Annotated in this window: 23 protein-coding genes; 15 read left to right on the top strand and 8 right to left on the bottom strand. The window is 71.9% G+C overall.

Translation table 11 applies throughout. From position 1 onward, the window contains the following. The first annotated feature begins 6 nt into the window (after positions 1–6). Positions 7–513 carry a hypothetical protein gene (locus ACPWUT_RS03475; protein WP_425840665.1) on the top strand — a complete coding sequence of 169 codons (507 nt, stop codon included), beginning with the start codon at positions 7–9 and terminating at the stop codon, positions 511–513. Between the two features lie 15 nt (positions 514–528). Here ACPWUT_RS03475 and ACPWUT_RS03470 read toward each other — a convergent pair whose 3' ends face one another. Next, on the bottom strand, positions 529–1,998 hold the full coding sequence (locus ACPWUT_RS03470) for an NAD(P)H-quinone dehydrogenase (protein ID WP_425840662.1): 1,470 nt from the start codon (positions 1,996–1,998) through the stop codon (positions 529–531). Positions 1,999–2,091: 93 nt separating this feature from the next. Here ACPWUT_RS03470 and ACPWUT_RS03465 point away from each other — a divergent pair, with 93 nt between their 5' ends. From ACPWUT_RS03465 to ACPWUT_RS03455, 3 genes are all read left to right on the top strand, one after another. Continuing rightward, on the top strand, positions 2,092–2,925 hold the full coding sequence (locus tag ACPWUT_RS03465; protein WP_284529740.1) for a purine-nucleoside phosphorylase: 834 nt from the start codon (positions 2,092–2,094) through the stop codon (positions 2,923–2,925). Then, positions 2,925–4,607, top strand: a complete 1,683-nt coding sequence (locus ACPWUT_RS03460; protein WP_425840658.1) for a phospho-sugar mutase — start codon at positions 2,925–2,927, stop codon at positions 4,605–4,607. The genes ACPWUT_RS03465 and ACPWUT_RS03460 overlap by 1 nt, the downstream gene beginning before the upstream one ends. Before the next feature lie 124 nt (positions 4,608–4,731). Continuing rightward, complete coding sequence (locus ACPWUT_RS03455) at positions 4,732–5,301, top strand: GNAT family N-acetyltransferase (RefSeq protein ID WP_425840655.1); 570 nt, start codon at positions 4,732–4,734, stop codon at positions 5,299–5,301. 9 nt (positions 5,302–5,310) lie between these two features. On the opposite strand, the gene ACPWUT_RS03450 is transcribed toward ACPWUT_RS03455, so the two are convergent. Then, the gene (locus ACPWUT_RS03450) at positions 5,311–7,239 is read right to left on the bottom strand and encodes a BglG family transcription antiterminator (protein WP_425840652.1); all 1,929 of its coding nucleotides are present in this window, start codon (positions 7,237–7,239) and stop codon (positions 5,311–5,313) included. A 109-nt stretch (positions 7,240–7,348) separates the two neighbouring features. On the opposite strand from ACPWUT_RS03450, the gene ACPWUT_RS03445 reads away from it, so the two are divergent. From ACPWUT_RS03445 to ACPWUT_RS03395, 11 genes are all read left to right on the top strand, one after another. After that, entirely contained in the window at positions 7,349–7,693 is a 345-nt protein-coding gene (locus ACPWUT_RS03445; RefSeq protein WP_425840649.1) for a PTS sugar transporter subunit IIB, read from the top strand. After that, positions 7,690–7,962, top strand: coding sequence for an HPr family phosphocarrier protein (locus ACPWUT_RS03440; protein WP_284529729.1), 273 nt, complete (start codon positions 7,690–7,692; stop codon positions 7,960–7,962). The genes ACPWUT_RS03445 and ACPWUT_RS03440 overlap by 4 nt, the downstream gene beginning before the upstream one ends. A 23-nt stretch (positions 7,963–7,985) precedes the next feature. Beyond that, a complete protein-coding gene (gene ptsP, locus ACPWUT_RS03435; RefSeq protein WP_284529727.1) occupies positions 7,986–9,647 on the top strand; it encodes a phosphoenolpyruvate--protein phosphotransferase in 1,662 nt (553 codons plus the stop codon). A 32-nt stretch (positions 9,648–9,679) separates the two neighbouring features. Further along, positions 9,680–11,281, top strand: coding sequence for a PTS mannitol transporter subunit IICB (locus tag ACPWUT_RS03430; protein WP_284529726.1), 1,602 nt, complete (start codon positions 9,680–9,682; stop codon positions 11,279–11,281). Between the two features lie 103 nt (positions 11,282–11,384). Further along, positions 11,385–11,822 carry a PTS sugar transporter subunit IIA gene (locus tag ACPWUT_RS03425; RefSeq protein ID WP_284529725.1) on the top strand — a complete coding sequence of 146 codons (438 nt, stop codon included), beginning with the start codon at positions 11,385–11,387 and terminating at the stop codon, positions 11,820–11,822. Next, positions 11,822–12,973: a mannitol-1-phosphate 5-dehydrogenase gene (locus ACPWUT_RS03420; RefSeq protein WP_425840644.1), complete on the top strand. Its 1,152-nt coding sequence runs from the start codon at positions 11,822–11,824 to the stop codon at positions 12,971–12,973. Before ACPWUT_RS03425 ends, ACPWUT_RS03420 begins: the two co-directional genes overlap by 1 nt. Next, on the top strand, positions 12,970–13,737 hold the full coding sequence (locus tag ACPWUT_RS03415) for an alpha/beta hydrolase (RefSeq protein ID WP_284529723.1): 768 nt from the start codon (positions 12,970–12,972) through the stop codon (positions 13,735–13,737). Before ACPWUT_RS03420 ends, ACPWUT_RS03415 begins: the two co-directional genes overlap by 4 nt. A 119-nt stretch (positions 13,738–13,856) precedes the next feature. Continuing rightward, positions 13,857–15,179, top strand: coding sequence for a flavin-containing monooxygenase (locus ACPWUT_RS03410; RefSeq protein WP_425840641.1), 1,323 nt, complete (start codon positions 13,857–13,859; stop codon positions 15,177–15,179). Then, positions 15,176–16,153, top strand: a complete 978-nt coding sequence (locus ACPWUT_RS03405) for a bile acid:sodium symporter family protein (RefSeq protein ID WP_425840638.1) — start codon at positions 15,176–15,178, stop codon at positions 16,151–16,153. Before ACPWUT_RS03410 ends, ACPWUT_RS03405 begins: the two co-directional genes overlap by 4 nt. Further along, positions 16,150–17,100, top strand: a complete 951-nt coding sequence (locus ACPWUT_RS03400; RefSeq protein WP_425840635.1) for an SDR family oxidoreductase — start codon at positions 16,150–16,152, stop codon at positions 17,098–17,100. The genes ACPWUT_RS03405 and ACPWUT_RS03400 overlap by 4 nt, the downstream gene beginning before the upstream one ends. Before the next feature lie 355 nt (positions 17,101–17,455). Continuing rightward, entirely contained in the window at positions 17,456–18,382 is a 927-nt protein-coding gene (locus tag ACPWUT_RS03395) for an endonuclease domain-containing protein (RefSeq protein ID WP_425840632.1), read from the top strand. A gap of 47 nt (positions 18,383–18,429) precedes the next feature. On the opposite strand, the gene ACPWUT_RS03390 is transcribed toward ACPWUT_RS03395, so the two are convergent. From ACPWUT_RS03390 to ACPWUT_RS03365, 6 genes are read right to left on the bottom strand one after another with little or no spacing between them, the layout of a single operon-like run. Then, positions 18,430–19,545 (bottom strand): adenosine deaminase, encoded by a 1,116-nt coding sequence (locus tag ACPWUT_RS03390; RefSeq protein WP_425840629.1) that lies wholly within the window; start codon positions 19,543–19,545, stop codon positions 18,430–18,432. A 36-nt stretch (positions 19,546–19,581) separates the two neighbouring features. Next, a complete protein-coding gene (locus tag ACPWUT_RS03385) occupies positions 19,582–20,883 on the bottom strand; it encodes a thymidine phosphorylase (protein ID WP_425840626.1) in 1,302 nt (433 codons plus the stop codon). Beyond that, positions 20,880–21,278, bottom strand: a complete 399-nt coding sequence (locus ACPWUT_RS03380; RefSeq protein ID WP_425840623.1) for a cytidine deaminase — start codon at positions 21,276–21,278, stop codon at positions 20,880–20,882. Before ACPWUT_RS03380 ends, ACPWUT_RS03385 begins: the two co-directional genes overlap by 4 nt. A gap of 4 nt (positions 21,279–21,282) precedes the next feature. Continuing rightward, entirely contained in the window at positions 21,283–22,572 is a 1,290-nt protein-coding gene (locus tag ACPWUT_RS03375) for an ABC transporter permease (RefSeq protein ID WP_284529713.1), read from the bottom strand. After that, positions 22,569–23,879 carry an ABC transporter permease gene (locus ACPWUT_RS03370; protein ID WP_284529712.1) on the bottom strand — a complete coding sequence of 437 codons (1,311 nt, stop codon included), beginning with the start codon at positions 23,877–23,879 and terminating at the stop codon, positions 22,569–22,571. The genes ACPWUT_RS03375 and ACPWUT_RS03370 overlap by 4 nt, the downstream gene beginning before the upstream one ends. After that, positions 23,876–25,390, bottom strand: coding sequence for an ABC transporter ATP-binding protein (locus tag ACPWUT_RS03365; RefSeq protein WP_284529711.1), 1,515 nt, complete (start codon positions 25,388–25,390; stop codon positions 23,876–23,878). The genes ACPWUT_RS03370 and ACPWUT_RS03365 overlap by 4 nt, the downstream gene beginning before the upstream one ends. Positions 25,391–25,434 lie beyond the last annotated feature (44 nt).

The following is a 25,434-nucleotide window of genomic DNA, read 5'->3' as shown; positions in this document are numbered from 1 at the left end:
GGGCAGATGAGACGCCTGACCACACGCCTGACCGCCCTGGCCGTGGCCGCCACGGGGGGACTTCTGCTCGCCTCGTGCGGCGCGGCGACGCCCGCGGTCGACCTCGACGCGGCCCGCGAATGGGTCGAGGGCGTGCAGGCCGACGAGTCCGACGGCCCCGGCGCCGCCGGCACGGCGACCCTCCTCGTGGACCCGACCGTGGTCGACGACGACGGCGAGGACGATCCCGCCGGCAGCGTCCGTCTGGAGTTCCCCGCCGACGCCACCCTCACCCGCGCGGACGCCTCCTGCTACGGCGGCGGCACGGTGGAGGTCGCCGTCACCGTCTTCACGACGACCGGCGACGCGATCGAGTCCGACTCGTTCGGGGCCGAGATCGCCTGCGACGAGGACGTCCACGAGATCGATCTGGACGGACGGGTCGGCTCCTCCGCGCTCATCGAGGCGCGCAGCGAGACCGCGACCTACGCCTACGTCCGCCTGATGCAGGAGCTCACGATCAGCAACGAGTGACCGCGCAGCGGCGACTCAGCCGAAGAAGTCGTCGTCGCGGTTCACGAGGTGCATCGCGCGGGTGGCGTCGGTGATCGAGCCCGACAGCGACGGGTACACCGCGAACACGCGCGACACCTGGTCGACGGTCATGCGCCGCTCGACCGCGATCGCGATCGGGTAGATGAGCTCCGAAGCGCGGGGCCCGACGATGACACCGCCGATCACGGTGCCCGATCCCTCGCGGGCGATCAGCTTGACGAAGCCGTCCTTGATGCCCATCATCTTGGCGCGCGCGTTGGCGGCCAGCGGCAGCTTGTAGACGTAGCCGTTGATGGCGCCGGACTCGACGTCCTTCTCCTGCCGGCCGACCGTCGCGATCTCCGGCGCCGTGAAGATGTTCGCCGTGATGCGGCGGCGCTCCAGCGGGATCACGGTGTCGCCCAGCGCGTGGAAGATCGCGGTGCGCCCCTGCATCGAGGCGACGGAGGCCAGCGGGACGAAGGTGGTGCAGTCCCCCGCCGCGTAGATGTTCGGCACCGAGGTGCGCGCGACGCGGTTCACCCGGATGTGTCCCGAGTCGGTCAGCTGCACGCCGGCCTCCTCGAGGCCGATGCCGGCGGTGTTGGGGACCGATCCGACGGCCATGAGGCAGTGGCTGCCCTCGACGGTGCGCCCGTCGGAGAGCGTCACGACGACCCCGTCGCCGACCCGTTCGACCCGCTCGGCGCGGGACTTGGAGAGCACGGTCATGCCGCCGCGCGTGAAGACCTTCTCGAGCACCGTCGCGGCGTCGCGGTCCTCGCCCGGGAGGACCTGATCGCGGCTGGAGATCAGGGTGACCTTCGCGCCGAGGTTCATGTACGCCGATGCGAACTCCGCACCGGTCACGCCGGATCCGACCACGATCAGGTGCGCCGGCAGCGCCTTCATGTCGTAGAGCTGCGTCCACGTGAGGATCCGCTCGCCGTCGGGCTTGGCGCTGTCGAGCTCGCGCGGCGAGGCCCCCACCGACACCACGAGGGTGTCCGCCTCGATCCGGTCGAAGTCGGTCCCTCCCGGCCCGGTCGAGACGACCACGGCGTGCGTGCCGTCGATGCGCCCGTGGCCCGAGAGGATGCGCACGCCGGCTTCGACGAGGTGCGCGCGCATGTCGTCCGACTGCTGGCGGGCCAGCGACAGCAGCCGCTTGTTGACCGCGGCGAGGTTGATGGCCACCTCGGGCTTGAGCGGCTTGCCGCTGTCGGTCTTCGCGAACAGCTGCACGCCCAGGTCGGACGCCTCCGAGATCGCGACGGCGGCGTCGGCGGTCGCGATGAGGCTCTTGGAGGGGACGACGTCGGTGATGACGGCCGACCCTCCCACGCCCGCGCGTTCGACGAGGGTGACCTCCGCGCCCAGCTGCGCCGCGGCCAGCGCCGCCTCGTACCCTCCGGGGCCACCGCCGAGGACGGCGACGGACTGGGTGCGCTCGAAGCTCACGGACGGGAGGCTCGGTGAGGACATGACAACCATTGTCTCAGGGCTCCGGGGCACCTTCAGCCACGCTCACGGCGGGCGCTCCTGGCACCCCGGCTTCGGTGTTCCTAGAGTGGGCTCATGTCCGACACGATCCACCACCCGCTCGACGATCCCGCCACCGACCCGTTCGAGGTCGCGGCACGCGCAGCCGACGACATCGCCCGGCTCACCGGCGTCGACCGGCACGACATCGCCCTCACCCTCGGCAGCGGCTGGGGCAAGGCCGCCGACCTCATCGGCGAGACGACCGCCACCCTCGCCGCGACGGACGTCACCGGTTTCAGCAAGCCTGCACTCGCCGGCCACGTCGGCTCGCTGCGCAGCGTGGTGACCCCGTCGGGCAGGCGGGTGCTCGTGATCGGCGCGCGGACCCACTACTACGAGGGCCACGGCGTGCGCCGCGTCGTGCACAGCGTGCGGACCGCCGCCGCCGCGGGCGCCCGCACGATGGTGCTCACCAACGGCGCCGGCGGCATCAAGCCCACCTGGAAGCCGGGCACCCCGGTGCTCATCAGCGACCACATCAACCTCACCGGCGACTCGCCCCTGGAGGGGGCGACCTTCATCGACCTGACCGACCTCTACTCGACGCGGCTGCGCGACCTCGCCCGGCGGATCGACCCGTCCCTGGACGAGGGCGTCTACTGCCAGTTCCGCGGCCCGCAGTACGAGACGCCGGCCGAGGTGCGCATGGCCAAGACGATCGGCGGCCACATCGTCGGCATGTCGACGGCCCTCGAGGCGATCGCCGCTCGCCAGGCGGGCATGGAGGTGCTCGGCTTCTCGCTCATCACCAACATGGCCGCGGGCATCCAGACGACGCCGCTCAGCCACCAGGAGGTGATCGAGGCCGGCCAGCAGGCGGAGCCGGTGATCTCGGCGCTCCTGGCCCGTGTGATCGGCGAGCTGTGATGGGCGCCTCCCCCGCGCCGTCGACGATCGAGGCGGCGCGCGCCTGGCTCGCGCAGGATCCCGACGAGGCCACGCGCGCCGAGCTGTCCGCGCTCATCGCCGCGGCCGACGCCGGCGAGGACGCCGCGCGCGCCGAGCTCGCCGACCGCTTCGGCGCACGGCTCGAGTTCGGCACCGCCGGTCTCCGCGGGCGCCTGGGGGCCGGCTCCAACCGCATGAACCGGGTCCTCGTCGCGCAGGCGGCCGCCGGTCTGGCCCGATATCTGCGGGAGACGTCGGAGGATGCCCGCCCGACGGTGGTCGTCGGCTACGACGGACGCCGCAACTCGGACGTCTTCGCCCGCGACAGCGCGGAGCTGTTCGCCGGGGCGGGTCTGCGGGCCGTGCTCCTGCCGCGCCTGCTGCCCACGCCGGTGCTCGCCTTCGCCGTCCGGCATCTGGACGCCGCGGCCGGCGTCATGGTGACCGCATCCCACAACCCGCCCGACGACAACGGCTACAAGGTGTACCTGGGCGGACGCGACGGCGGGTCGCAGATCGTCTCGCCCGCCGATGCCGCCATCGCAGCCCGCATCCTCGAGGTGGCCGCGGCCGGCGACATCGGCGCGCTCCCCCGCGGCGCGTACGAGATCGCCGACGAGTCGGTCGTCGACGCCTACGTCGCCGCAACCGCGACCGTCGCGCCCGCCCCTGCGGGAGCCGCCGGAATGAACTGGGTCTACACGGCCATGCACGGCGTGGGCCACGAGACCCTCGAGCGGATCCTCCTCGCCGCGGGGTATCCGCTGCCGACGGTCGTCGCCGAGCAGATCGAGCCCGACGGCGCGTTCCCGACGGTGTCGTTCCCCAACCCCGAGGAGCCGGGCGCGATGGACCTGTCGTACGCGACGGCGCGCGCCGCGGATGCGGAGTTCATCATCGCCAACGACCCCGACGCCGACCGCCTCGCCGTCGCCGTGCCCGATCCGGGCGCACCGGAGGGCTGGCGGCGCCTCACCGGCAACGAGGTGGGACTGCTGCTCGGCTGGCGCGCCGCACGGGCCGCCTCGGCCGGCGGCGGCGGGGCGCTGGCCTGCTCGCTCGTCTCCTCGCCGGGCCTCCAGGCGGTCGCCGAGCACTACGGGCTCGACTTCCACGCGACCCTGACGGGATTCAAGTGGATCTCGCGCGCGCCCGGGATCGTCTTCGGCTTCGAGGAGGCGCTCGGCTACCTCGTCAACCCCGAGACCGTGCGCGACAAGGACGGCATCTCGGCGGCGGTGGCGATGCTCGGGCTCATCGCCGAGGCGCGGGAGCAGGGACGCACCCTCGCCGACCTCATGCGGCAGTTCGACGAGACCTTCGGCGTCTTCGCCTCGGGTCAGGTGTCGGTGCGGGTCGTGGACCTGTCGCTCATCGGGCGCATCATGTCCGCGCTGCGGGCCGCGCCGCCGGCGCACGTCGGAGGCGTCGCGGTCGAGCGGATCGACGACCTGCTGACCGGGGTCGACGGACTCCCGCCGAGCGACGTGCTGCGCCTGTGGCTCGCCGACGGCTCGCGCGTGATCGTGCGCCCGAGCGGGACCGAGCCCAAGCTGAAGGTCTACCTCGACGTGCGGGGCACCTCGACCGCCGACGCCGCCGAGCGCCTGGCGGCGATCGAGGCGGGCGCCCGGGCCCTCCTCGCCGCGGCGCAGGCCTGACTCCGCGTCCCACTTCCGGCGCTCCGTGTCCCACTTCCGGTGCTCCGTGTCCCACTTCCGGTCGTCCTCGCTACCCGAATGCGACCGGAAGTGGGACACGCAGCCCCGCCGCTAGGCTCGGGACGTGCTGCTGACCGAACCGATCGCCCTCGAGAACGCCCACGTGCGGCTGGAGCCGCTGGAGCCCCGCCACGCGAACGACCTGACCGCCGCGCGCGAAGGGCTCGACTACGCGTGGTACACGTCGGTCCCGGTCTCGGTGCCGGAGGAGATCGACCGGCGGCTCGCCGAGCGTGACGCGGGCCGGATGAACCCCTGGGCGGTCGTGTCGAGCGGTCGCGCGGTGGGGATGACGACGTTCTGCGAGATCGACCAGGCCAACCGCCACGTCGAGATCGGCTACACGTGGATCGCCCGTTCGGTGCAGCGCACCGCGGTCAACACCGCCGCCAAGCTCCTGCTGCTGACGCACGCCTTCGAGACGTGCGACGCGATCGCGGTGGAGTTCCGCACCCACTGGCACAACCGCCCGTCCCGCGCCGCGATCGAGCGGCTGGGGGCACGGCAGGACGGTGTGCTGCGCAACCACCGGCTCGGGCCCGACGGCAGCCTCCGCGACACGGTGGTCTACTCGATCCTGCCCCACGAGTGGCCCGCCGTCCGGCTCGGCCTCCAGCGCCGGCTCGAGCGCTGAGCGGCCCGCTCAGCCGTCGACGACGGCGACGAGCTCGTCGAGGAACGCGCCGAACGTGGTGCCCTTCCGGACGATCCGCTGCACGCTGTCCCGCTCGCTGAACACCTCGACGAGCTGCTCGAACACGGTCTGGAACGCCGCGCGGTCGGACTCGCTGAACGCGACCATCGCGACCACCTGCACCCGTCCGTCCCCCCACGGGATCGACGGGTCGGCGATCCCCACGGCGATCGCGGTGCGGGTGGCGGTCATGCCGAGCGCGTGCGGCACGGCGAGGGCATCCGAGAAGGCCGTCGACGACAGCCGCTCCCGTTCGAGGGTGCGCTGCACGTAGTCGTCGTCGATGACGCCCTGGCGCACCAGCAGTGCGCCCAGACGCGTGATGACGCCCTCCTCGCCCTCGGCGGCCGTCAGCCCGTGCACGAACGCGTCGGCGGCGAAGTAGCGCTCGAGCTCGGCGCGCAGGCGCGCCAGCCGGCGTCCCCGCCGCACGCGGCCCGCGGCGGCCTGGACGCGCTCGACGTCGGCCTCGGTGAGGAAGGGCTGGATCCGCACGAAGCGGTCCCCGGGCACCGGCGGATCGATCGTCGTCAGCACCAGATCGGTGTCGATCGAGGCCCAGTCGGGATCGACGCGCGTCTCGACGCCGACGACCGTCACGGCCTGCCCGAGCGACTGCGCGATGCTCGAGCGCAGCAGCTCGTGCAGCTCGTAGTACCCCGGGCACACGATGGTCGCCGACAGGACGGTGCCCGCGCGGCGGCTGCGCTCGAGCCGGCCGCCCACGTGCATCGCGATGTAGGCGATCTCATCGTCCATGAGGGAGATCCCCAGGAGTCCGCGGAGCCCGTCGGAGATGAACACGGCGACCTCGAAGATCATCGGGTAGGTCGTCTTCAGCGAGCGCGTGAGCGGATTGCGCGACCAGGCCTGCTCCTGCGCGCGGAGGCGGAGGTTCTGCACGTGGAGGGCCAGGCGCAGCACGAAGTCCTCGTGGTCGATGTCGACCTGGAACTCCGCCGCCGCCCTCGCCACGACGTCGCGCACGGCGTCCTCGACCTCCGGATCGAGCCTTTCCCGGATGACCGCGGCCGGCTCGGCGGCGCCGGGGGCCACCACGCGGCTCTGGACGAGCGCGGCGAGGTGACGCAGGTCGCCCGTGCCGAAGGAGACGCCCAGGTGGGCGATGCTGAGCCGGTCGATGAGGGCCTCGATGCGGACGGCGGCCTCGCCTCCCTCCGCCATGCCCGCCTCGTCGAGGCCGTGGTCCCGCGCGACCCGGTCGGCGGCGATGGCCACGTGCATCATGACGTCGCCGATGCCGAACTCGTTGACGAAGTAGCCCAGCTCGGTGAGCCCGGCGACGAGGTCCGCCTTGAAGGGGCCGAACGCCGCCGCTCCGATGGAGTCCTCGCCGAGCGCCCGGCGCAGCGCGTCGAGGTCGAAGGCGCCGTCCTCGGTCTCGTCGTGGGCGAGGCGGCTGAGCAGACGCCGCTGCGCCATCTCCGTGCCGCGCAGCCGGGCCCGCGCCGCCGTGCGCTCCAGCACGAGCTCGGTGCCGCCCAGCAGCGCGCGCACCCGCGCGAGGTCCGCATCGAGGGTGGCGGGACTGACGTGGAAGAGGTCGGCCGTCTCGAAGACGTCGATGCCGTCGGGAGCGGCCAGCACGGCCCGCACGAGGCGGTGCAGCCGGTCGCGGGGCGTGCCCGCCTCCACTCCGCCCGCCCGCTGCGCGGCCGCGACATCCGCCCCCGCTCGGTAGCCCTGGGGCCCGGACTCGATCGCCACGCCGTCGGGCACGCGCGCGTTGATCGCGGTCACGTAGGAGCGGATGCTGCGGGGCGTCACCCCGACGGCGTCCGCCAATTCGGCGGCGGTGGTCCACTCCGGAGTGCGCGCCAGCAGTCCGAGGACGCGATCCTGGCGGGCTCTGCTCACCGGACCAGTCAACCACGGGCCACCGCCGGGGGTTTCCGCCCCCGCGGAAACAGGCGTGGTTGTCCGCTCTCAGCGCTTTCACAAGAATGGGGCCGAAGGAGGCGGATCGATGAGGATCCTCGTGGTGTGCGGCGCGGGAGCGTCGAGCACGTTCGTGGCACAGCGCGTCCGGCATGCGGCACATGACCGCGGTCGCGACATCAGCGCGGTCGCCGGCACCGAGCAGTCGCTGCCGATCGACCTGGACGCCGCGGATGTGGTGCTCGTCGGTCCTCACCTGCAGCACGCCATCGAGCGCATCCAGCGCGACGCCGCCCCGCGCGGCACCCGAGTCGTGCTCCTGCCGCCGGACATCTTCACCGACTTCGACGGCTCGCGCACGCTCGCGCTCGTCGACGAGGCCATGACCGCCGCGGCGGACCTCCACCGCGCCCACCGAGAGGAACACGCATGACCGTCGCGTCCCGCACCGTCCGCATCGGCTCGTCCCACGGTCTGCACGCCCGCCCCGCGAAGCTGTTCGCCCAGGCCGTGAAGGAGGCCGGGATCCCGGTCACCGTCTCGAAGGGCTCCGGAGCGCCCGTCAACGCCGCGAGCATCCTCGGGATCATCGCCCTGGGCGCCGAGAAGGGCGACTACCTCACCCTCACCGCCGACGGGGAGGGTGCCGAGAACGTCCTCGACGCCCTCGCCGAACTGCTGACGACCGACCACGACGAGTAAAGAACCACAAGGAGATCCACACCATGAGCGAACTGCGCGGAGTCGGCATCGGACTGGGCGTCGCCCAGGGACCCGTCGCACGGATGGCCGAGCCGCTGCCGGCTCCCGTCGACGAGCCCTCCACCCGCACGCCCGACGAAGAGCTCGCCCGGGTGCGCGAGGCGGTCGCCGCCGTCGCCCGCGAGCTCGAGCAGCGCGGCACGCAGGCCGGGGGCCTGGCCCGCGAGGTGCTCGAGGCGCAGGCGATGATGGCCGAGGACCCCACGCTCGACCAGGAGGTCTCCACCCGCGTCGCCGCCGGCAAGACCGGCGAGTTCGCCGTGCACGACGCCTTCGCGACCTTCCGCGACATGCTCTCGGCGATGGGCGGCTACCTCGGCGAGCGCGCCGCCGACCTCGACGACGTCGCCCAGCGCGTGATCGCGCGGCTGCGCGGGCTCCCCGCCCCCGGCATCCCCGACCCGGGCCACCCGTTCGTCCTGGTGGCCAAGGACCTCGCCCCCGCCGACACCGCACTGCTCGACCTCGACCAGGTCCTCGCGCTCGTGACCACCGACGGCGGGCCGACCTCGCACACAGCGATCCTGGCGCGCGAGAAGTCGATCGTCGCGATCGTGGGCGCCGCCGAGGCCAAGGGACTCACCGACGGCGAGACGGTCATCGTCGACGCCGCCAAGGGCATCGTCACCACCCAGCCCACCGCCGACGAGCTCAGCCAGGCGCAGAACCGCGCCGATGCGCGGGCGTCGGCGGCGTCGGCGCCGATCACCCCGGGGGCCCTCGCCGACGGCACCGCGGTGCCGCTCCTGGCGAACCTCGGCAAGCCCGGCGGCGCGGCCGAGGCCGTCGAGCTCGGCGCCGAGGGAGTGGGACTGTTCCGCACGGAGTTCCTGTTCCTGTCGGCCACCCAGGCCCCGACGGTCGAGGAGCAGACGAAGGCGTACACCGAGCTCCTCCAGGCGTTCCCGGGAAAGAAGGTGGTCGTCCGCGCGCTCGACGCCGGCGCCGACAAGCCCCTCGCCTTCCTCAACGACGCCCACGAGGAGAACCCGGCGCTGGGCCTGCGGGGCCTGCGCGCCCTCCGCGCCAGCGAGGACATCCTCCGCGAGCAGCTCACCGCGCTCGCCAACGCGGACGCCGCCACCGAGGCCGACCTGTGGGTCATGGCGCCGATGGTGTCCACCGTCGAGGAGACCGACTACTTCGTCTCGCTGGCCAAGGAGTACGGCATCAGGACCGCCGGCGTCATGGTGGAGGTCCCCTCCTCGGCGCTCCTGGCCGGGAAGGTGCTCGAGATCGCGGACTTCGCGTCGATCGGCACGAACGATCTGACGCAGTACACCCTCGCCGCCGACCGCCTGCTCGGGTCGGTGTCGAGCTTCCAGGACCCGTGGCACCCTGCGGTGCTGCAGCTGATCAAGACGACCGGCGACGGCGGGAAGGCCAACGGCAAGCCCGTCGGCATCTGCGGCGAAGCCGCCGCAGACCCGCTGCTGGCGGTCGTCCTGGTCGGCCTCGGGGCCACCACCCTGTCGATGGCACCCACGGCGCTCGCCGACGTGCGCGCCACGCTCCTGCAGTACAGCCGTGAGGATGCCGAGCGCATCGCCACGGCAGCCCTCGCCGCATCCGATGCGGCAACCGCCCGAACCGCGGCACAGGCCGCGGCCGGATCCCCCGCCTGAGCGCGGTCACCCGAAGAAGGAGAAACCAGCACATGACAACGGCGTCCACCCCCACCACGGGGGTCAACCGCGCACGGGTCGGAGTCCAGCGCTTCGGCACGTTCCTGTCCGGCATGATCATGCCGAACATCGCGGCCTTCATCGCATGGGGATTCATCACCATGCTCTTCATCCCCGACGGGTTCTTCGGTGCCCGCAGCCCCTTCGGCTGGCACTGGTTCCCCGTCGCGGAGATCATCGGCGGCGGCGGCGACTCCGCCGCGATCGGCTGGCAGGGTGCGATGACGTCCCTGGCAGAGGGCGACGCGGGCAACTTCGCCGCGTACGTCGGCCTCGTCGGCCCGATGGTCACCTACCTGCTGCCGCTGCTCATCGCCAACACCGCGGGCCGCATGGTCTACGGCGAGCGCGGTGGCGTGGTCGCGACGATCGCCACGATGGGTGTCATCGTCGGCACCAACATCCCGATGTTCCTCGGCGCGATGATCATGGGCCCGCTGGCCGCACTGATCACGAAGTGGATGGATAAGATCTGGGACGGCAAGATCAAGCCGGGCTTCGAGATGCTGGTGAACAACTTCTCCGCCGGCATCCTCGGCATGATCCTCGCCATCGTCGGCTTCTTCGCCTTCGGCCCGATCATGCTCGGCATCAGCGCGTTCCTCGGCGGCGTCGTCGACTGGCTCGTCTCGCTGAGCCTGCTGCCGCTGCTGTCGATCATCGTCGAGCCTGCAAAGGTCCTGTTCCTCAACAACGCCATCAACCACGGCGTGTTCACCCCGCTGGCCCTCCAGCAGGTCGAGGAGACCGGCAAGTCGATCCTGTTCCTCATCGAGGCCAACCCCGGCCCCGGCGTGGGCCTGCTGCTCGCCTTCACGTTCTTCGGCGTCGGCCAGGCCAAGGCCTCCGCCCCGGGCGCGGCGATCATCCAGTTCCTCGGTGGCATCCACGAGATCTACTTCCCGTACGCCCTGAGCAAGCCGGCCACGATCCTCGCGCTCATCGCGGGTGGTGCCACCGGTGTCACGACGAACATGCTCTTCAACGGCGGCCTGCAGTTCCCCGCCGCCCCGGGCAGCATCATCGCGGTCACCGCCGCGGCGATCGGTGCCGGCGTGCCGAACCTGCTCGTCGTCTACCTCTCGGTGATCCTGTCCGCCACGGTGACCTTCCTCATCACGGCGGTCATCCTGCGGGCCTCGCGCAAGCGCGACCTGGCCGCCGAGGCCGACAGCTTCGGCGCGGCGATCGCGCAGACCGAGGCGAATAAGGGCAAGTCGTCCGCCGCGATGGACGCGCTGCGTTCGTCGGGAGCCGCCGCCGGCGGCGTCGCCACCGACAAGAAGGTCTCCACGATCGTGTTCGCGTGCGACGCGGGAATGGGCTCCTCGGCGATGGGCGCGAGCGTCCTGCGCAACAAGATCAAGAAGGCGGGCGTCGAGGACGTCACGGTCACCAACAAGGCGATCGCGAACCTCGACGGCAGTGAGGACCTCGTCATCACGCAGCAGCAGCTCACGGAGCGCGCCAAGTCGCGCACGCCGGACGCGCTGCACGTGTCGGTCGACAACTTCATGAACTCGCCGAAGTACGACGAGGTCGTGAAGCTGGTCGTCGACCAGCACGACGCGTAGCCTCGGAAGACCGCTGCGGGGCCGGGTTGCGCGATGCGCCCGGCCTCGCAGCCCGAGGCCCGCGCCCCACCGAAGCCTGAGATCCATCGAACAGAGGTTTGTCATGACACGTGAAGTCCTGAATGTCGGGCAGGTCCGCATCCACACCGGATCCGCGACCCGCGAAGAAGCGATGAAGGAGGCGGCGGACATCCTCCAGGCCGCCGGTGCGGTCACCGGCGCCTACTTCGACGCCATGAAGCAGCGCGAGGAGACGGTGTCCACCTACATGGGCAACGAGCTCGCCATCCCCCACGGCACCAACGAGACGAAGGACGCGATCCTCGAGTCGGCGCTCTCGTTCGTCCGCTACGACGGCGGCGTCGACTGGGACGGCAACCCGGTGACCTTCGTCGTCGGCATCGCCGGCAAGGGCGACGAGCATCTGGAGATCCTGTCGCAGATCGCCCTGCTCTTCTCCGACGACGACGAGGTCGCCCGTCTCAAGGCGGCGCAGACGCCCGAAGAGCTCTTCGGCCTGCTGGCGTCGGTCAACTCCTGATGAAGGCCGTCCACTTCGGCGCCGGCAACATCGGCCGGGGCTTCGTCGGCCTGCTCCTCCACGAGGGCGGATACGAGCTCGTCTTCTCGGACGTCGCGGCCCCCCTCGTCGACGCGATCAACGCCGTCGACTCCTACACCGTCCACGAGGTGGGCGAGGGCGGAGCCGACAAGGTCGTGACGGGCTTCCGAGCGATCAACAGCGCGACGCAGCCCGATGAGCTCATCGAGGAGATCGCCGGCGCGAACGTGGTCACGACGGCCGTCGGACCGACGATCCTCCGCTTCGTCGCTCCCCCGATCGTCGCGGGGCTCGCCCTGCGCGACTCGTCCTCTCCCCCGCTGCAGATCATGGCGTGCGAGAACGCGATCAATGCGACGGACCTCCTCCGCGAGGAGATCAAGGCGCAGGCCGGCGAGGCCTGGGACGCCCTCGAGGCCCGCGCCGTGTTCGCCAACACCGCCGTCGACCGCATCGTGCCGGCCCAGCCCGCCGGCGCCGGCGTCGACGTGACCGTCGAGCCGTTCTTCGAGTGGGCGATCGAGCGCCCGCCGTTCGGCGACGAGCCGCCGGTGATCCCCGGCGCCCATTTCGTGGACGACCTGGCGCCCTACATCGAGCGGAAGCTCTTCACGGTCAACACCGGTCACGCGACCACCGCCTACTTCGGCGCCGAGGCCGGGGTCGAGAAGATCTCCGACGCCCTGGCCGATCCGGTCATCGCCGGCAAGGTCGGAGCCGCGCTCGAGGAGACCTCCGCGCTCCTGGCCGCCAAGCACGGCCTCGACCCGGCGGAGCTCGCCGAGTATCGCGCCACCATCCTGCGCCGCTTCGCCAACCCGGCCCTGCCCGACACCGTCGGACGCGTCGGACGGCAGCCGCTGCGCAAGCTGTCCCGCCACGAGCGCTTCGTCGGCCCCGCGGCCGAAGCGGCCGAGCGCGGGCTGCCGGTCGACGCCCTGCTGGCGGCGATGGGCGCCGCTCTGCGCTTCGACGACCCCGACGACGAGCAGTCCGTCGAGCTCCAGCAGCGTCTGCGCACCGAGACCGCGGCGGACTTCACGGCAGCCGTGACCGGGCTCGAGCCCGGCCACCCGCTCGCGGCCCGTGTCGAGGAGCTCGTCGCCGCCCGTCAGGCCGAACTGGCATGACCCCGAACCGCCGTCGCCGCCGCGTCCTCTGGTGGACGCTCGGCGGCGTCGGCGGGCTCCTGCTCGCCGCGGTGATCGGCGTGGTGGTGTGGAGCCAGGTCGGCGTGTACCAGGCCGAGCCTGCTCCCCTGGCGGCCGTGCGCGCCGATCCCGGGATCTCGCTCGTCGACGGCCCCGCGGGGATCGTCCTCTCCCCCGCCGACGCGGAGTCGAGCGGTGCGGCGACGGGAGATGCGGGGCTCGTCTTCATCCCCGGCGCGAAGGTCGACCCCTGGGCCTACGCGGCGACGCTGTCGGGACTCGTGCGCGATGCGGATCTGACCGTCGTCATCACCAAGCCCTGGCTGAACCTCGCGTTCTTCGACGTGCGCCCCCTGACCGCCTTCACGGACCTCGCCCCCGACGTCGGCACCTGGATCGTCGGCGGGCACTCCCTCGGGGGCGTGCGGGCCTGCACCCTCGCCGCCGACGCCGACGCGCTCGCCCTGTTCGCCTCGTACTGCGCGACCGACCTGTCCGGCTCCGGCCTGCCCGTGCTCAGCCTCTCCGGCAGCGAGGACGGCCTCTCGACCCCGGCGAAGATCGACGACGCGCGCCACCTGCTGCCCGCCGACGCCCGATTCGTGGAGATCCCCGGCGCGGCCCACGCGTCCTTCGGCGCCTACGGTCCGCAGGACGGCGACGGCACGCCCTCCGTCTCGCTCGAGGACATGGTCGCGGAGATCACCGACGCCGTCGGCGCGCTCGCGTCCGAGCTGGAGTGACGCGCCCGCGCCGGCGATAGCGTCCCGCCCCCCTGCCGATAGCATCGAGCGGCAGGGACCTGGCCGGGCCGCGACGTCGCGGCGCCGCACCGAACGGTCTGGACGAAGGAGTCTGGGGAATGCGCGAGCGCCGCTACGCGATCATCGGCGCGGGCCCGTCGGGCCTGGCCGCGGCACGTGCGCTGCAGCGCGCCGGCATCGCCTTCGACGGATACGAGGCGGCCTCCGGCGTCGGCGGGCTCTGGGACATCGACAACCCGCGCTCCACCGTCTACGAGTCCGCCCACCTCATCTCGTCGCGCACGACGACCGAGTTCGCCGAGTTCCCGATGGACACGACCGCCGACTACCCCGGCCACCGCGAGCTCGTCCGCTACTTCCGCGCCTACGCAGCGGAGTTCGCGCTCGCCCCGCACTACCGCTTCGAGACGCGCGTGACCGCGCTCGCCCGGCGCGCGGACGGCGACTGGGACCTCACCGCTGCAGGCCCCGACGGCCCGGTGACGACCGCCTACACGGGCGTCATCCTGGCCAACGGCACGCTGGCCGAGCCGCAGATCCCGACGTTCCCGGGAGAGTTCTCCGGCGAGCTGCTGCACACGAGCGCCTACAAGAGCGCCGCCCAGCTCGACGGTCGCCGGGTGCTCATCGTCGGAGCGGGCAACTCCGGCTGCGACATCGCCGTCGACGCCGTGCACCGCGCAGCATCGGTGGACATGAGCGTCCGCCGCGGCTACTACTTCGTGCCGCGCTACCTCTTCGGCCGCCCCGCGGACACCCTCAACCAGGGGCGCCCGCTCCCGGCGCGGCTCAAGCAGTTCGTCGACACGCGCGTGCTCCGCGCGTTCACCGGCGACCCCGTGCGCTTCGGGTTCCCACGCCCGACCTACCGGATCTACGAGTCGCACCCCATCGTCAACACGCTGATCCTCGGCCACCTCGGTCAGGGCGACCTGCGCATCCGCGCCGACGTCGCGCGCTTCGACGGCGACACCGTCCGCTTCCGCGACGGGACCTCGGGCACCTACGACACGGTCCTGCTGGCCACCGGCTACCGCCTCGACTACCCGTTCGTCGACCGCGCCGCGCTGAACTGGACCGGCATGGCGCCGCGGCTGTTCGTCAACATCTTCCCGCCCTCGTTCAACGGGCTGTTCGTGATGGGCATGGTCGAGGCCTCGGGCCTGGGATGGCAGGGCCGCTACGAGCAGGCCGAGCTCATCGCCGCCTACCTGCGCGCCGACGCCGGCGACCCCGAGCGCGCGGCGCTGTTCCGCCGCCGGGTGGACGACCCCTGGCCCGACCTCACCGGCGGATACCGCTACCTCGGGCTCGAGCGCATGGCGTACTACGTCAACAAGGACGCCTACCGCGGCACGGTCCGCGCCCTCACCCGCTCCCTCACCGCCACGCGCGGCGCCTCGGGAAGGCAGGCGGCATGAACCCCGACGACGTCCTGCTGAACTTCACCCCCGGCACGCTCACGATCCTCAACGTCGTGCTCGCCCTGATCATGCTGGGCGTCGCCCTCGACGTCACCCTCGACGACTTCCGCGTCGTCGCCCGACGGCCACGGCCCATGATCATCGCGATCGTGGCGCAGCTGCTGGTGCTTCCCGCCGTCACCTTCGGCCTCACCTTCCTGCTGCCGGTGACGCCGTCGATGGCCCTCGGGATGATCCTCGTCGCGTGCTGCCCTCCCGGGAACATCTCGCAGGTGCTCACCCATCGCGCCGGCGGCAACGTCGCCCTCTCCGTGTCGATGACGGCGGTCTCCAACCTGCTCTACATCTTCGCGCTGCCGCTGTCGATCGCCTTCTGGGGATCGCTGCGCGCCGACACCCGGGAGCTCCTCTCGGCGGTCTCGCTCAACGGCTGGCAGATGCTCCTCGAGATCGTCCTCATCATCGGGGTGCCCTTCGCCGTAGGCCTGACGGTGCGCCACCGCGTGCCCGCCCTCGCGGCGCGGGTGCAGCCGTTCGTGAAGTGGTTCTCGCTGCTCGCGCTGCTGGCCTTCATCGCCGCGGCGCTCGCGGGGAACTGGCAGTACTTCATCGCCTTCCTCGGCATCATCGTGCTCGCCGTCACGATCCACGACGCCGTCGCCCTCGGCATCGGCTGGACGACCGCCGCGGTCGGCGGACTCGGCACGCGCGAGCGGAAGGCGATGACGTTCGAGGTCGGCATCCGCAACGCCGGCCTGGGGCTCGGTCTCGTCTTCACCTTCTTCGGCGGGCTCGGCGGCATGGCGATCGTCGCCGGCTGGTGGGGCATCTGGGACATCGTGGCCGGCCTCGTCGTCGCCTCGCTGTGGGCGCGGCACACGCGTCGCCGCACGGGATCGGCGAAGGGCGACGCGACCGCACGCGCGCCCCGCGATGGCGCGGGATCCCCGGCGGCGGAGGAGCGGACGTGACCCGGGTCGCCGTCACCGGCGGGGCGGGCTTCCTCGGCTCGCACGTCGTGACCGCGCTCACCGCGCGCGGCGACGTCGAGGCGGTCGTCGCAGCCGATGTGCGCCCGGCAGCGACGCGCGGCGACGTGGTGTCGGAGTCGGTCGACGTCACCGATCCCGGTGCGCTCGCGCCGATGCTGCGCCGTCACGCGATCGACGTCGTCGTGCATCTGGCCGCCGTCGTCACCCCCGGCCGCGACCACGCCCAGGAGTACCGGGTCGACGTCGAGGGCACGCGGAACGTGCTGTCGGCGTGCACGGCCGCCGGGGTCCGCCGGATCGTCGTGTCGTCTTCGGGCGCCGCCTACGGCTATCACCCCGACAACCCCGTGCCGCTGCGCGAGAGCGATCCGCTGCGGGGCAACGACGAGTTCCCCTACGCGCGTCACAAGCGCCTCGTCGAGGATATGCTCGCCGCCCATCGTGGGACGCACCCGGAGCTCGAGCAGGTGATCTTCCGCATCGGGACGATCCTCGGCCCGACGGTGCGCAACCAGATCACCGCGCTGTGGGACGGGCCGCGGATCCTCGCGGTCCGCGGGTCGGACTCCCCGTTCGTCTTCGTCTGGGTGGACGACGTCGCCGGCGCGATGGCCCGTGCCGCCACCGACGGCCCGCCCGGGATCTACAACGTCGCCGGGGCCGGGACGATGACGGTCCACGAGATCGCCCGGCGGCTCGGCAAGCCGACGCTCACCGTCCCCGCCGGCGTGCTGGCGTCGCTGCTGGGCGTCGGACGCGCGCTGCGGCTGACCGACCACGGTCCCGAGCAGGTGAACTTCCTCCGCCACCGCCCGGTGCTCGCCGCCGACGCCCTCTCGGAGGTGTTCGGCTTCACGCCGGCACTGTCCACGCGCGAGGCCTTCGAGGCCTATCTCGCCACCCACCCCGGCGTCGCCCGGGTCTAGCCGGAGCGGCAGGGTCCGGCCCGGGTGTGTTCGCAACTCCGGATGTTCTGGCTCGCAAGACCCCTACGACCGCCGCGCGTGCCCTTACACGCCCTGAATTCCGGAGTGGCGAACGGCGGATCGATCCGGCGCCTGGCCGCTGCCTCCGGCCGGCACCATCGACCCTGCGTCCACAACTCCGGAAGATCCGCCGTGCGGCCAGTCCGCGGGGCGGCCCCCCGCGGTGTCGAGGCAGAGATTCCGGAGTTGTGAGCGACCGACCGTCGGCTCCTCCCGAACCGGCCGCCGGCGGCGACGGTTCCCGGGCCGCACCCTGCGTCGTCCGCGGCACCGCTCCATGCGCGAGGGTGCTCCCATGCAGCCGTCGCCGACCGATCGTCCCGCTCCGTCCCGCCTGGTGGCCTCCGTTGCAGGCCGCGCCGACCTGATCACGGCGGGCATGACCGCCCGCGGACTGACGGCCGCCGTCCGCGGGGGACGGCTGCTCCGCCCGCGCCGGGACCACTACCTTCCGCCGGACGCGCATCCGCACCAGGTCGAGGCGGTGCGTTGCGGGGGTAGGCTCGACTGCGTGGCGCTCCTGGCACTGCTCGGGGTGTTCGTGCTCGAGACGCCGCAGCCCCACGTGCAGCTCGAGCGCGACGCCACTCGTCTGCCGGCGCCCGCGCGCGGCGTCATCCGCCATTGGCGCGCCACGGTCGCGCACCCGCATGCCGCGGTCGTTCCCGTACCCGAAGCCCTTGCGCAGGCCGTCCGGTGCCAGGGCGCCCGCGCAGCCGTCGCCACGCTCGACAGTGCATGGCATCTCGGCCTCGTCGATGAGGCCGGGATCCGTGAAGTGTTCGGCCTTCTCCCTCGACGGTACGGGGTGCTGCGCGGCGTCCTGGACCGGCGGAGCGAGTCCGGCACCGAGTCGCTCGTGCGCCTGATCCTGCGCGGCTTCGGATGTCGGATCGAGCTGCAGGTGCGGATCGACGGCGTCGGACGCGTGGACCTCCTGGTCGACGGCTGGCTGATCCTCGAGTGCGACAGCGTCCGCCATCACAGCGACTGGAGCGCGCAGGTGGAGGACCGACGTCGCGACCTCGCCGCCGCGGCGCTGGGCTACACGACGGTGAGACTGCTCGCGGACGACGTCTTCCGTCGCCCCGACTGGGTGCGGGAGCAGCTTCGTCGCGTGGTGGCACAGCGCCCGGCGGTTCACGACTCCGGAAGATCCGGGGCCGGAGGTCGCCGCAGCCGGCTGAGGGCGTCGCCGCGCACCGTCGTTCCGGAGTCATGAACGCCTCGGCACGGCAAGAGCGCACGAGCTGCGCCTCCGGCGTCGCCTCAGCGGTCGAAGCCCTCGCCGATCAGCTCGATGAGCTCCTCGCGCTCCTCGACCGACAGGAAGGCGCCCGCCGCGGCGTTCAGCTGGAACGCCTCGAGGTCGTCGAGGGAGTAGTCGAAGGTCTCGGCCAGCAGCGCCAGCTCGCGCGTCAGCGACGTGCGGCTCATGGTGCGGTTGTCCACGTTGACGGTGACCGAGAATCCCAGCTGGTAGAGCAGGTCGAACGGGTGGTCCTCGAGCGTCGTCCCCCAGCGCGCGATCGCTCCGGTCTGCAGGTTCGACGACGGGGAGAGCTCCAGCGGGATCTCGCGGTCGCGCACCCAGTGGGCCAGGTCGCCGAAGGTGACGAAGGTCTCCTCGCCCTTCTGCGACACGACGTCGAGGTCCTCCGCGATCCGCACGCCGTGGCCGAGGCGCAGCGCGCGCCCGTCGATCAGGGCGGAGCGGATCGAGTCGAGGCCGGCCGCCTCCCCGGCGTGGACGGTGACCGGGAAGAACTCGGACGCCAGGTAGTCGAACGCGGCGCGGTGGTTGGACGGCGGGAAGCCGTCCTCGGGCCCGGCGATGTCGAATCCGACGGCGCCGCGGCCGCGGTAGGCGACGGCCAGCTCGGCGATCTCGCGCGAGCGGTCGGTGTGGCGCATGGCGGTGACGAGCTGCCCGACGCGGATGTCGTCGCCGCGGCTCTCGACCGCGTCCTCGCCCTCCTCGATGCCCGCCTGGACGGCCTCGACGGCTTCTTCGAGCGACAGCCCTCCCGCCAGGTGCTGCTCGGGGGCCCAGCGCACCTCGCCGTAGATCACGCCGTCGGCGGCGAGGTCCTCGACGAACTCCTTCGCGACGCGGCGAAGGCCCTCGCGGGTCTGCATGACGGCGATGGTCAGATCGAAGGTCTTCAGGTACTCGACGAGCGAGCCCGAGTCGCTCTGCTGCTCGAACCAGTCGGCGAGCTCGTCGGCGGCGGCGGCGGGGACCTCGTGGCCGATCTCATCGGCGAGCTCGAGGATCGTCTGCGGGCGCAGCGCGCCGTCGAGGTGGTCGTGCAGCGACACCTTGGGCAGCGAGCGGATCGAGACGCCCTGCAGCTTCGCGTCGCCGTGCTGGTCGATGGCCATGATTCTCCTGGGTTCGTCGGGGGTGTCGTGCGGGTGTCAGGCGGTGATGCGCTCGAGGACGAGCGGACCGGAGTCGGGGGCCTGGTCGCCGAGCTCCCACGCCCCCTCGAGGGCGTCGAGGGCGCGGGCGAAGCGGCCCGCGTCATCGGCGAGCAGCGTGAAGACCGGCTGCCCCGCGGTGACGCGGTCTCCGGGCTTGACGTGCAGGTCGATCCCGGCGGCGTGGACCACCGGGTCCTGCGCGCGGGCGCGTCCGGCTCCCAGGCGCCAGGCGGCCACGCCGAAGGGCAGCGCCTCCATCCGTGTGACCACGCCGTCGGCCTCGGCGAGGACGGTGTGGGTCTCTCGCGGCGCCGGAAGCGGCGCGTCGGGGTCGCCGTCCTGGGCGCGGATCATGCGGCGCCACGCGTCCATCGCCCGGCCGTCCTGCAGCGCCGCCTCGACGTCGGCGTCGGGCTGTCCCGCGAGGGTCAGCATCTCCCGCGCCAGCGCCACCGTCAGCTCGACGATGTCGGCGGGGCCTCCGCCGGCCAGCACCTCGACGGACTCCCGCACCTCGTTCGCGTTGCCGATGGCGAGCCCCAGGGGGGTGTTCATGTCGGTGAGGAGGGCGGTGGTCGCCACCCCCGAGTCGGTGCCGAGGGCGACCATCGTGCGCGCCAGCTCCCGCGCCTTGTCGACGTCGCGCATGAAGGCGCCGGAGCCGAACTTCACGTCGAGCACGAGCGAGTCGGTGCCCTCGGCGATCTTCTTGGACATGATGCTCGAGGCGATGAGCGGGATCGCCTCGACCGTGCCGGTGACGTCGCGCAGCGCGTAGAGCCGCTTGTCGGCGGGCGCCAGACCCGAGCCGGCGGCGCAGATGACCGCCCCGACCTCGCGCAGCTGCGCGAACATCTCGTCGTTGGACAGCGCGGCGCGCCAGCCGGGGATCGACTCGAGCTTGTCGAGCGTGCCGCCCGTGTGGCCGAGCCCGCGACCGGACAGCTGCGGCACCGCGACGCCGAAGGCGGCGACCAGCGGCGCGAGCGGAAGGGTGATCTTGTCGCCGACCCCGCCGGTGGAGTGCTTGTCGACGGTGGGCTTGCCGAGCCCGGCGAAGCTCATCCGCTCCCCCGAGGCGATCATCGCGTCGGTCATCACGCGGATCTCGTCGCGCGTCATGCCGTTGAGCAGCACGGCCATCGCGAACGCCGCCATCTGCGAGTCGGCGACGTACTCGCGCGTGTAGGCGTCGACCATCCAGCGCAGCGCGTCGTCCGGGACGGCGCCGCCGTCGCGCTTGGTGCGGATGACGTCGACGGCGTCGAAGGGCTCGACGCCCGCGGCGGTCGTCATCGCGTGGCCTCCAGGTCGCGCGGCCCGAAGGCGTCGGGCAGCACCTCGTCGATCGTGCGGATCCCCGAGACGGTCTCCAGCAGCATGCCCGGCAGCGAGAACTCGTACAGCAGCTGACGGCAGCGCCCGCACGGCATGATCGTCTCGCCGTCGTTGTTGACGCACACGAACGCGACGAGCTGGCCGCCCCCGCTCATGTGGAGGTCGCCCACGAGGGCGCACTCGGCGCACAGTCCCACGCCGTACGAGGCGTTCTCGACGTTGCAGCCCGACACGATCCGCCCGTCGCTCACGAGAGCCGCGGCGCCCACGCGGTAGCGGGAGTAGGGCGCGTAGGCGCGCTGCATGGCGTCGGTGGCGACCGCCCGCAGGTGGTCCCAGTCGATGTCTGTCACGGTGTCATCCCTTGATGTACGGCTTGCCGGATGCCGCAGGGCCCCGGATCTGTCCCGCGAAGCCGGCGACCGCGAGGATCGTCACGACGTACGGGAGCATGAGCATGAACTCGCTGGGGATCGGCGTCTTGAGGATCGTCAGCAGGTTCTGGAGGTTGGTCGCGAAGCCGAACAGCAGCGCCGCGAGCGTCGCGCGGATCGGATCCCAGCGGCCGAAGATGACGGCGGCCAGCGCGATGAAGCCGAGGCCGGCGGTCATCTCCTTGCCGAACTGCGGCACCGAGACGAGGGTGAAGTACGCGCCGCCGATGCCGGCGATCGCACCGGCCAGCGACACGTTCCAGAAGCGGGTCATGTTCACCTTGATGCCGACGGTGTCGGCGGCCTGCGGGTGCTCGCCGACCGCGCGCAGACGCAGGCCCCAGCGCGTGCGGTACAGGCCCCACGCCACGATGGCGACCGTCACGAACATCAGGTAGACGATGAAGGTCTGGTTGAACAGCACCGGTCCGATGATCGGGATGTCGCTCAGCAGCGGGATCTCGATGCGCCCGAAGCGCTCCGGACGGTTCAGCTCGGTCTCGTTGGGCACGAGCAGGGCGCCGTAGAGGAACCCGGTGAGGCCCGTCACGAGGACGTTGAGGACGACACCGACGATCACCTGATCGACGAGGTACTTGATCGCGAACGCCGCGAGCACGAACGACACCAGCACGCCGCCGATCATGGCGCCGATGAGGCCCACGAACGGGTTGCCGGTGATGCTCGACAGCAGCGCCGCCGAGAACGCCCCCAGCAGCAGCTGCCCCTCGATCGCGACGTTGACGACACCGGCGCGCTCGCCGATCACGCCGCCCAGGGCGCCGAAGACGAGCGGCACCGACAGCGAGACGGCGCCGAACAGCAGGCTCGAGACGGGCACGAGGCCGCCGGCGGCAGCCCACACGAGGAAGGCGAACACCCCGATCACCGCGAACGCGGCGGTCAGCCACAGCGGCACGCTGCGGTACGACCACGCCTCCCACGCCGCCCACAGCGCGAGCAGCGCCAGCACGACCACGAGGATCCAGCTGGTCGCCCCGGTGGGCAGCTCGACGTCGGGCAGGGCGATCGCCGACGAGGGGTCGCCCAGGCGGAAGGTCGAGATGCCGCCCCGCGGCGCGAGCGCGAACAGCGCGCCGAGCAGGACGACCACGATGCCGAAGACGATCGGCACCTTGAAGCGACGCTCCTTGACGACCGCGAGCTGGATCGTCCCGTCGTCTGCTTCGAGTGCGGGAGTGAGCGCGCTCATGCCGCCACCGCCTTCTTCGCGGCCTTGGCTCGCGCCTTGGCCGCCTTCTCGAGATCGGTCTTGGGAAGGAAGAACACCGCGCGCAGCAGCGGGGGCGCCGCGATGAACAGCACGATGAGCGACTGGACCACGAGCACGATGTCGACGGGGATGCCCTGCGCCTGCATCGAGAACGATCCGGCCTTGAGCGCGCCGAACAGGATGCCGGCGGCGAACGTGCCCCACGCGCGGCTGCGTCCGAGGAGGGCCACGGTGATCGCGTCGAAGCCGATGCCGGCGTCGATCGTCGCGCCGAAGCCGGTGGTCACGTTGCCCTGGATCTGGTTCATCGCCGCCAGGCCCGCCAGGCCGCCCGCGAACAGCATCGCGTAGACGTAGAGGCGCTCGACGTTGATGCCCGCCGCCCGGGCGGCGTGCGGGTTCTCGCCGACGGCGCGCAGGCGCAGGCCGAGGCTGGAGCGCTCGATCAGCCACCAGACGAAGACGGTGGCGAGGAGGACGATCACGAAGCCCCAGTCCAGCGCCGGGAAGAGCGGCCCGATGAGGTCGGGGAACTGCGCCGTGGTCGGCGTGGGCTTGGTCTGCGGCTGGTTGCTCCCCGCCATCTGCAGCAGGCCCGGGCTGCGGAGCATCCACAGCAGCAGGTAGAAGGCGACGTAGTTGAGCATGATCGTGAGGATCACCTCGTGGGCACCCGTCTTGGCCTTCAGGAGGCCGACCAGCCCGCCCCAGAGCGCTCCGCCGACGATGCCGGCGATGAGGGTGAGCGGGAGGTGGATCCACATCGGCAGGCTGAGGTTGAACGCGAACAGCCCGGCGAACAGCGCGCCGATGAGCATCTGGCCGCGCGCGCCGATGTTGAACAGGCCCACCCGGAAGGCGAGCGCCACGCCGAGGCCGGCCGCGATGAGCGGAGCGGCGAAGCCGAGCGAGTTGGTGATCGGCCGGATCTGCGCCTCGAACGACGGGGCGCGCGTGTTGAAGACGGCGCCGCGGAAGAGGGCCTCGTAGCCGTTGTACACGGCGTTCCAGATGGCGGTGAGCGTGTCGGTGGGCCGCGAGAAGAAGTAGCCCGCCGCCGCCTGCACGTCCTCGTTGGTGATCGCGATCAGCACGCCGCCGACGACCATCGCCAGGACGATCGCGAGGAACGTCGTGAACGCGCTGCCGCGCAGCAGCTCCTTGATGAAGACGTTGGACCGGGGCGGCCCGGGCACCTGCTCGCCGGTGAGGGGCCCGCTCGCCGGGGGCAGCTGCGGGTCCACGGGACGCGCCGCGTCCGCGGCGCCGGGCGTCGAGCCGCTCATGCGGCCACCTCCGGGTCGGTTGCGCCGGCCATCATCAGGCCGAGGGTGTCTCGGGGGGTGTCGCCGGGCACGATGCCCACGACGGTGCCGCGGTACATGACGGCGATGCGGTCGGCGAGGGCGGTGACCTCGTCGAGCTCGGTGGAGACGACGACGACGGGGATGCCGGCGTCGCGCGTCTCGATGATGCGCTTGTGGATGAACTCGATCGACCCGACGTCGACGCCGCGGGTCGGCTGGGCCGCCACGAGGAGCTTCAGATCGCGGCTCATCTCGCGCGCGATCACGACCTTCTGCTGGTTGCCGCCCGACAGCGTGCCGGCGGGGGTCGCGGGACCCTGCGTGCGGATGTCGTACTCCGTGATGCGGGCCCGGGCGAACTCCTCGAGCGGGCCGCGGAGGATCGTGCCGAAGCGCGAGAAGTCCGCGTCGGTGGAGCGGTCCAGGATGAGGTTCTCGGCGACGGAGAACCCGCCGACCAGCCCGTCCTCCGTGCGGTCCTCCGGGACGAACCCGACACCGGACTCGAGGATGCCGCGCACGCTCTTGCCGACGAGCTCCTCGCCGTCGAGGCGGATCGACCCCTCCGTGCGGGCGGCGAGGCCGACGATGGCCTCGACGAGCTCGGTCTGGCCGTTGCCCTGGACCCCGGCCACGGCCAGCACCTCGCCCGGGCGGACGTCGAAGCTGACGCCGTCGACGACGATCGCGCCCGACGGCGTGAGCACGCGGAGATCGCGCACCTCCAGCCCGCCCTCGCGGGTCTGCGGCGGGTCCTTGTGGACGGTGAGCTCGACCGCCCGGCCGACCATGAGCGAGGCGAGCTCGGCGTTGGTCGCGGTCGGAGAGGCCTCGCCGACGACCTTGCCGAGGCGGATGACGGTGATGCGGTCGGCGACCTCGCGGACCTCGCGGAGCTTGTGGGTGATGAAGACGATCGAGGTGCCCTCGTCGCGGAGCTGGCGCATGATCGCCATGAGCTCATCGGTCTCCTGCGGGGTGAGCACGGCGGTCGGCTCGTCGAAGACGAGCACCTTCGCATCGCGCGACAGCGCCTTGATGATCTCGACGCGCTGCTGCACGCCGACCGGGAGGTCGCCCACGAGCGCATCCGGGTCGATCTGGAAGCCGAAGCGGTCGGCGACCTCGCGCACGTGCTGACGCGCCCGGGGCAGGTCGAGGCGGCCGAGGCCCTTGGTCTCCTCGTGACCGAGCATCACGTTCTCGGCGACGGTGAAGACGGGGATCAGCATGAAGTGCTGGTGGACCATGCCGATCCCGGCGTTCATGGCGTCGCCCGGGCCGCGGAAGTGCTGGACGACGTCGTCCAGCAGGATCTCGCCCTCGTCGGCGCGGTACAGGCCGTACAGCACGTTCATCAGCGTGGATTTGCCCGCGCCGTTCTCGCCGAGGAGGGCGTGGATCTCCCCCGGCTGGACCACGAGATCGATGTGGTCGTTGGCGACGAGGCTGCCGAATCTCTTCGTGATTCCGCGGAGCTCGAGCTTCATATCAGCACCCTATCCGGCACTCGCTCCCCCGCGGGAGGGCACCA

It is taken from the genome of Microbacterium sp. PA5 (genome assembly GCF_049860775.1).
GTDB lineage: Bacteria > Actinomycetota > Actinomycetes > Actinomycetales > Microbacteriaceae > Microbacterium.
The sequence above is the reverse complement of the archived record's forward strand: the minus strand, read 5'-3'. Positions and strand labels throughout refer to the sequence as shown.

Coding starts and splice junctions, on each gene's coding strand:
- ACPWUT_RS03475 (WP_425840665.1), top strand. CDS start 7: ATGAGACGCCTGACCACACGCCTGACCGCCCTGGCCGTGGCCGCCACG.
- ACPWUT_RS03470 (WP_425840662.1), bottom strand. CDS start 1,998: ATGTCCTCACCGAGCCTCCCGTCCGTGAGCTTCGAGCGCACCCAGTCC.
- ACPWUT_RS03465 (WP_284529740.1), top strand. CDS start 2,092: ATGTCCGACACGATCCACCACCCGCTCGACGATCCCGCCACCGACCCG.
- ACPWUT_RS03460 (WP_425840658.1), top strand. CDS start 2,925: ATGGGCGCCTCCCCCGCGCCGTCGACGATCGAGGCGGCGCGCGCCTGG.
- ACPWUT_RS03445 (WP_425840649.1), top strand. CDS start 7,349: ATGAGGATCCTCGTGGTGTGCGGCGCGGGAGCGTCGAGCACGTTCGTG.
- ACPWUT_RS03440 (WP_284529729.1), top strand. CDS start 7,690: ATGACCGTCGCGTCCCGCACCGTCCGCATCGGCTCGTCCCACGGTCTG.
- ptsP (WP_284529727.1), top strand. CDS start 7,986: ATGAGCGAACTGCGCGGAGTCGGCATCGGACTGGGCGTCGCCCAGGGA.
- ACPWUT_RS03430 (WP_284529726.1), top strand. CDS start 9,680: ATGACAACGGCGTCCACCCCCACCACGGGGGTCAACCGCGCACGGGTC.
- ACPWUT_RS03425 (WP_284529725.1), top strand. CDS start 11,385: ATGACACGTGAAGTCCTGAATGTCGGGCAGGTCCGCATCCACACCGGA.
- ACPWUT_RS03420 (WP_425840644.1), top strand. CDS start 11,822: ATGAAGGCCGTCCACTTCGGCGCCGGCAACATCGGCCGGGGCTTCGTC.
- ACPWUT_RS03415 (WP_284529723.1), top strand. CDS start 12,970: ATGACCCCGAACCGCCGTCGCCGCCGCGTCCTCTGGTGGACGCTCGGC.
- ACPWUT_RS03410 (WP_425840641.1), top strand. CDS start 13,857: ATGCGCGAGCGCCGCTACGCGATCATCGGCGCGGGCCCGTCGGGCCTG.
- ACPWUT_RS03405 (WP_425840638.1), top strand. CDS start 15,176: ATGAACCCCGACGACGTCCTGCTGAACTTCACCCCCGGCACGCTCACG.
- ACPWUT_RS03395 (WP_425840632.1), top strand. CDS start 17,456: ATGCAGCCGTCGCCGACCGATCGTCCCGCTCCGTCCCGCCTGGTGGCC.
- ACPWUT_RS03390 (WP_425840629.1), bottom strand. CDS start 19,545: ATGGCCATCGACCAGCACGGCGACGCGAAGCTGCAGGGCGTCTCGATC.
- ACPWUT_RS03385 (WP_425840626.1), bottom strand. CDS start 20,883: ATGACGACCGCCGCGGGCGTCGAGCCCTTCGACGCCGTCGACGTCATC.
- ACPWUT_RS03375 (WP_284529713.1), bottom strand. CDS start 22,572: ATGAGCGCGCTCACTCCCGCACTCGAAGCAGACGACGGGACGATCCAG.
- ACPWUT_RS03370 (WP_284529712.1), bottom strand. CDS start 23,879: ATGAGCGGCTCGACGCCCGGCGCCGCGGACGCGGCGCGTCCCGTGGAC.
- ACPWUT_RS03365 (WP_284529711.1), bottom strand. CDS start 25,390: ATGAAGCTCGAGCTCCGCGGAATCACGAAGAGATTCGGCAGCCTCGTC.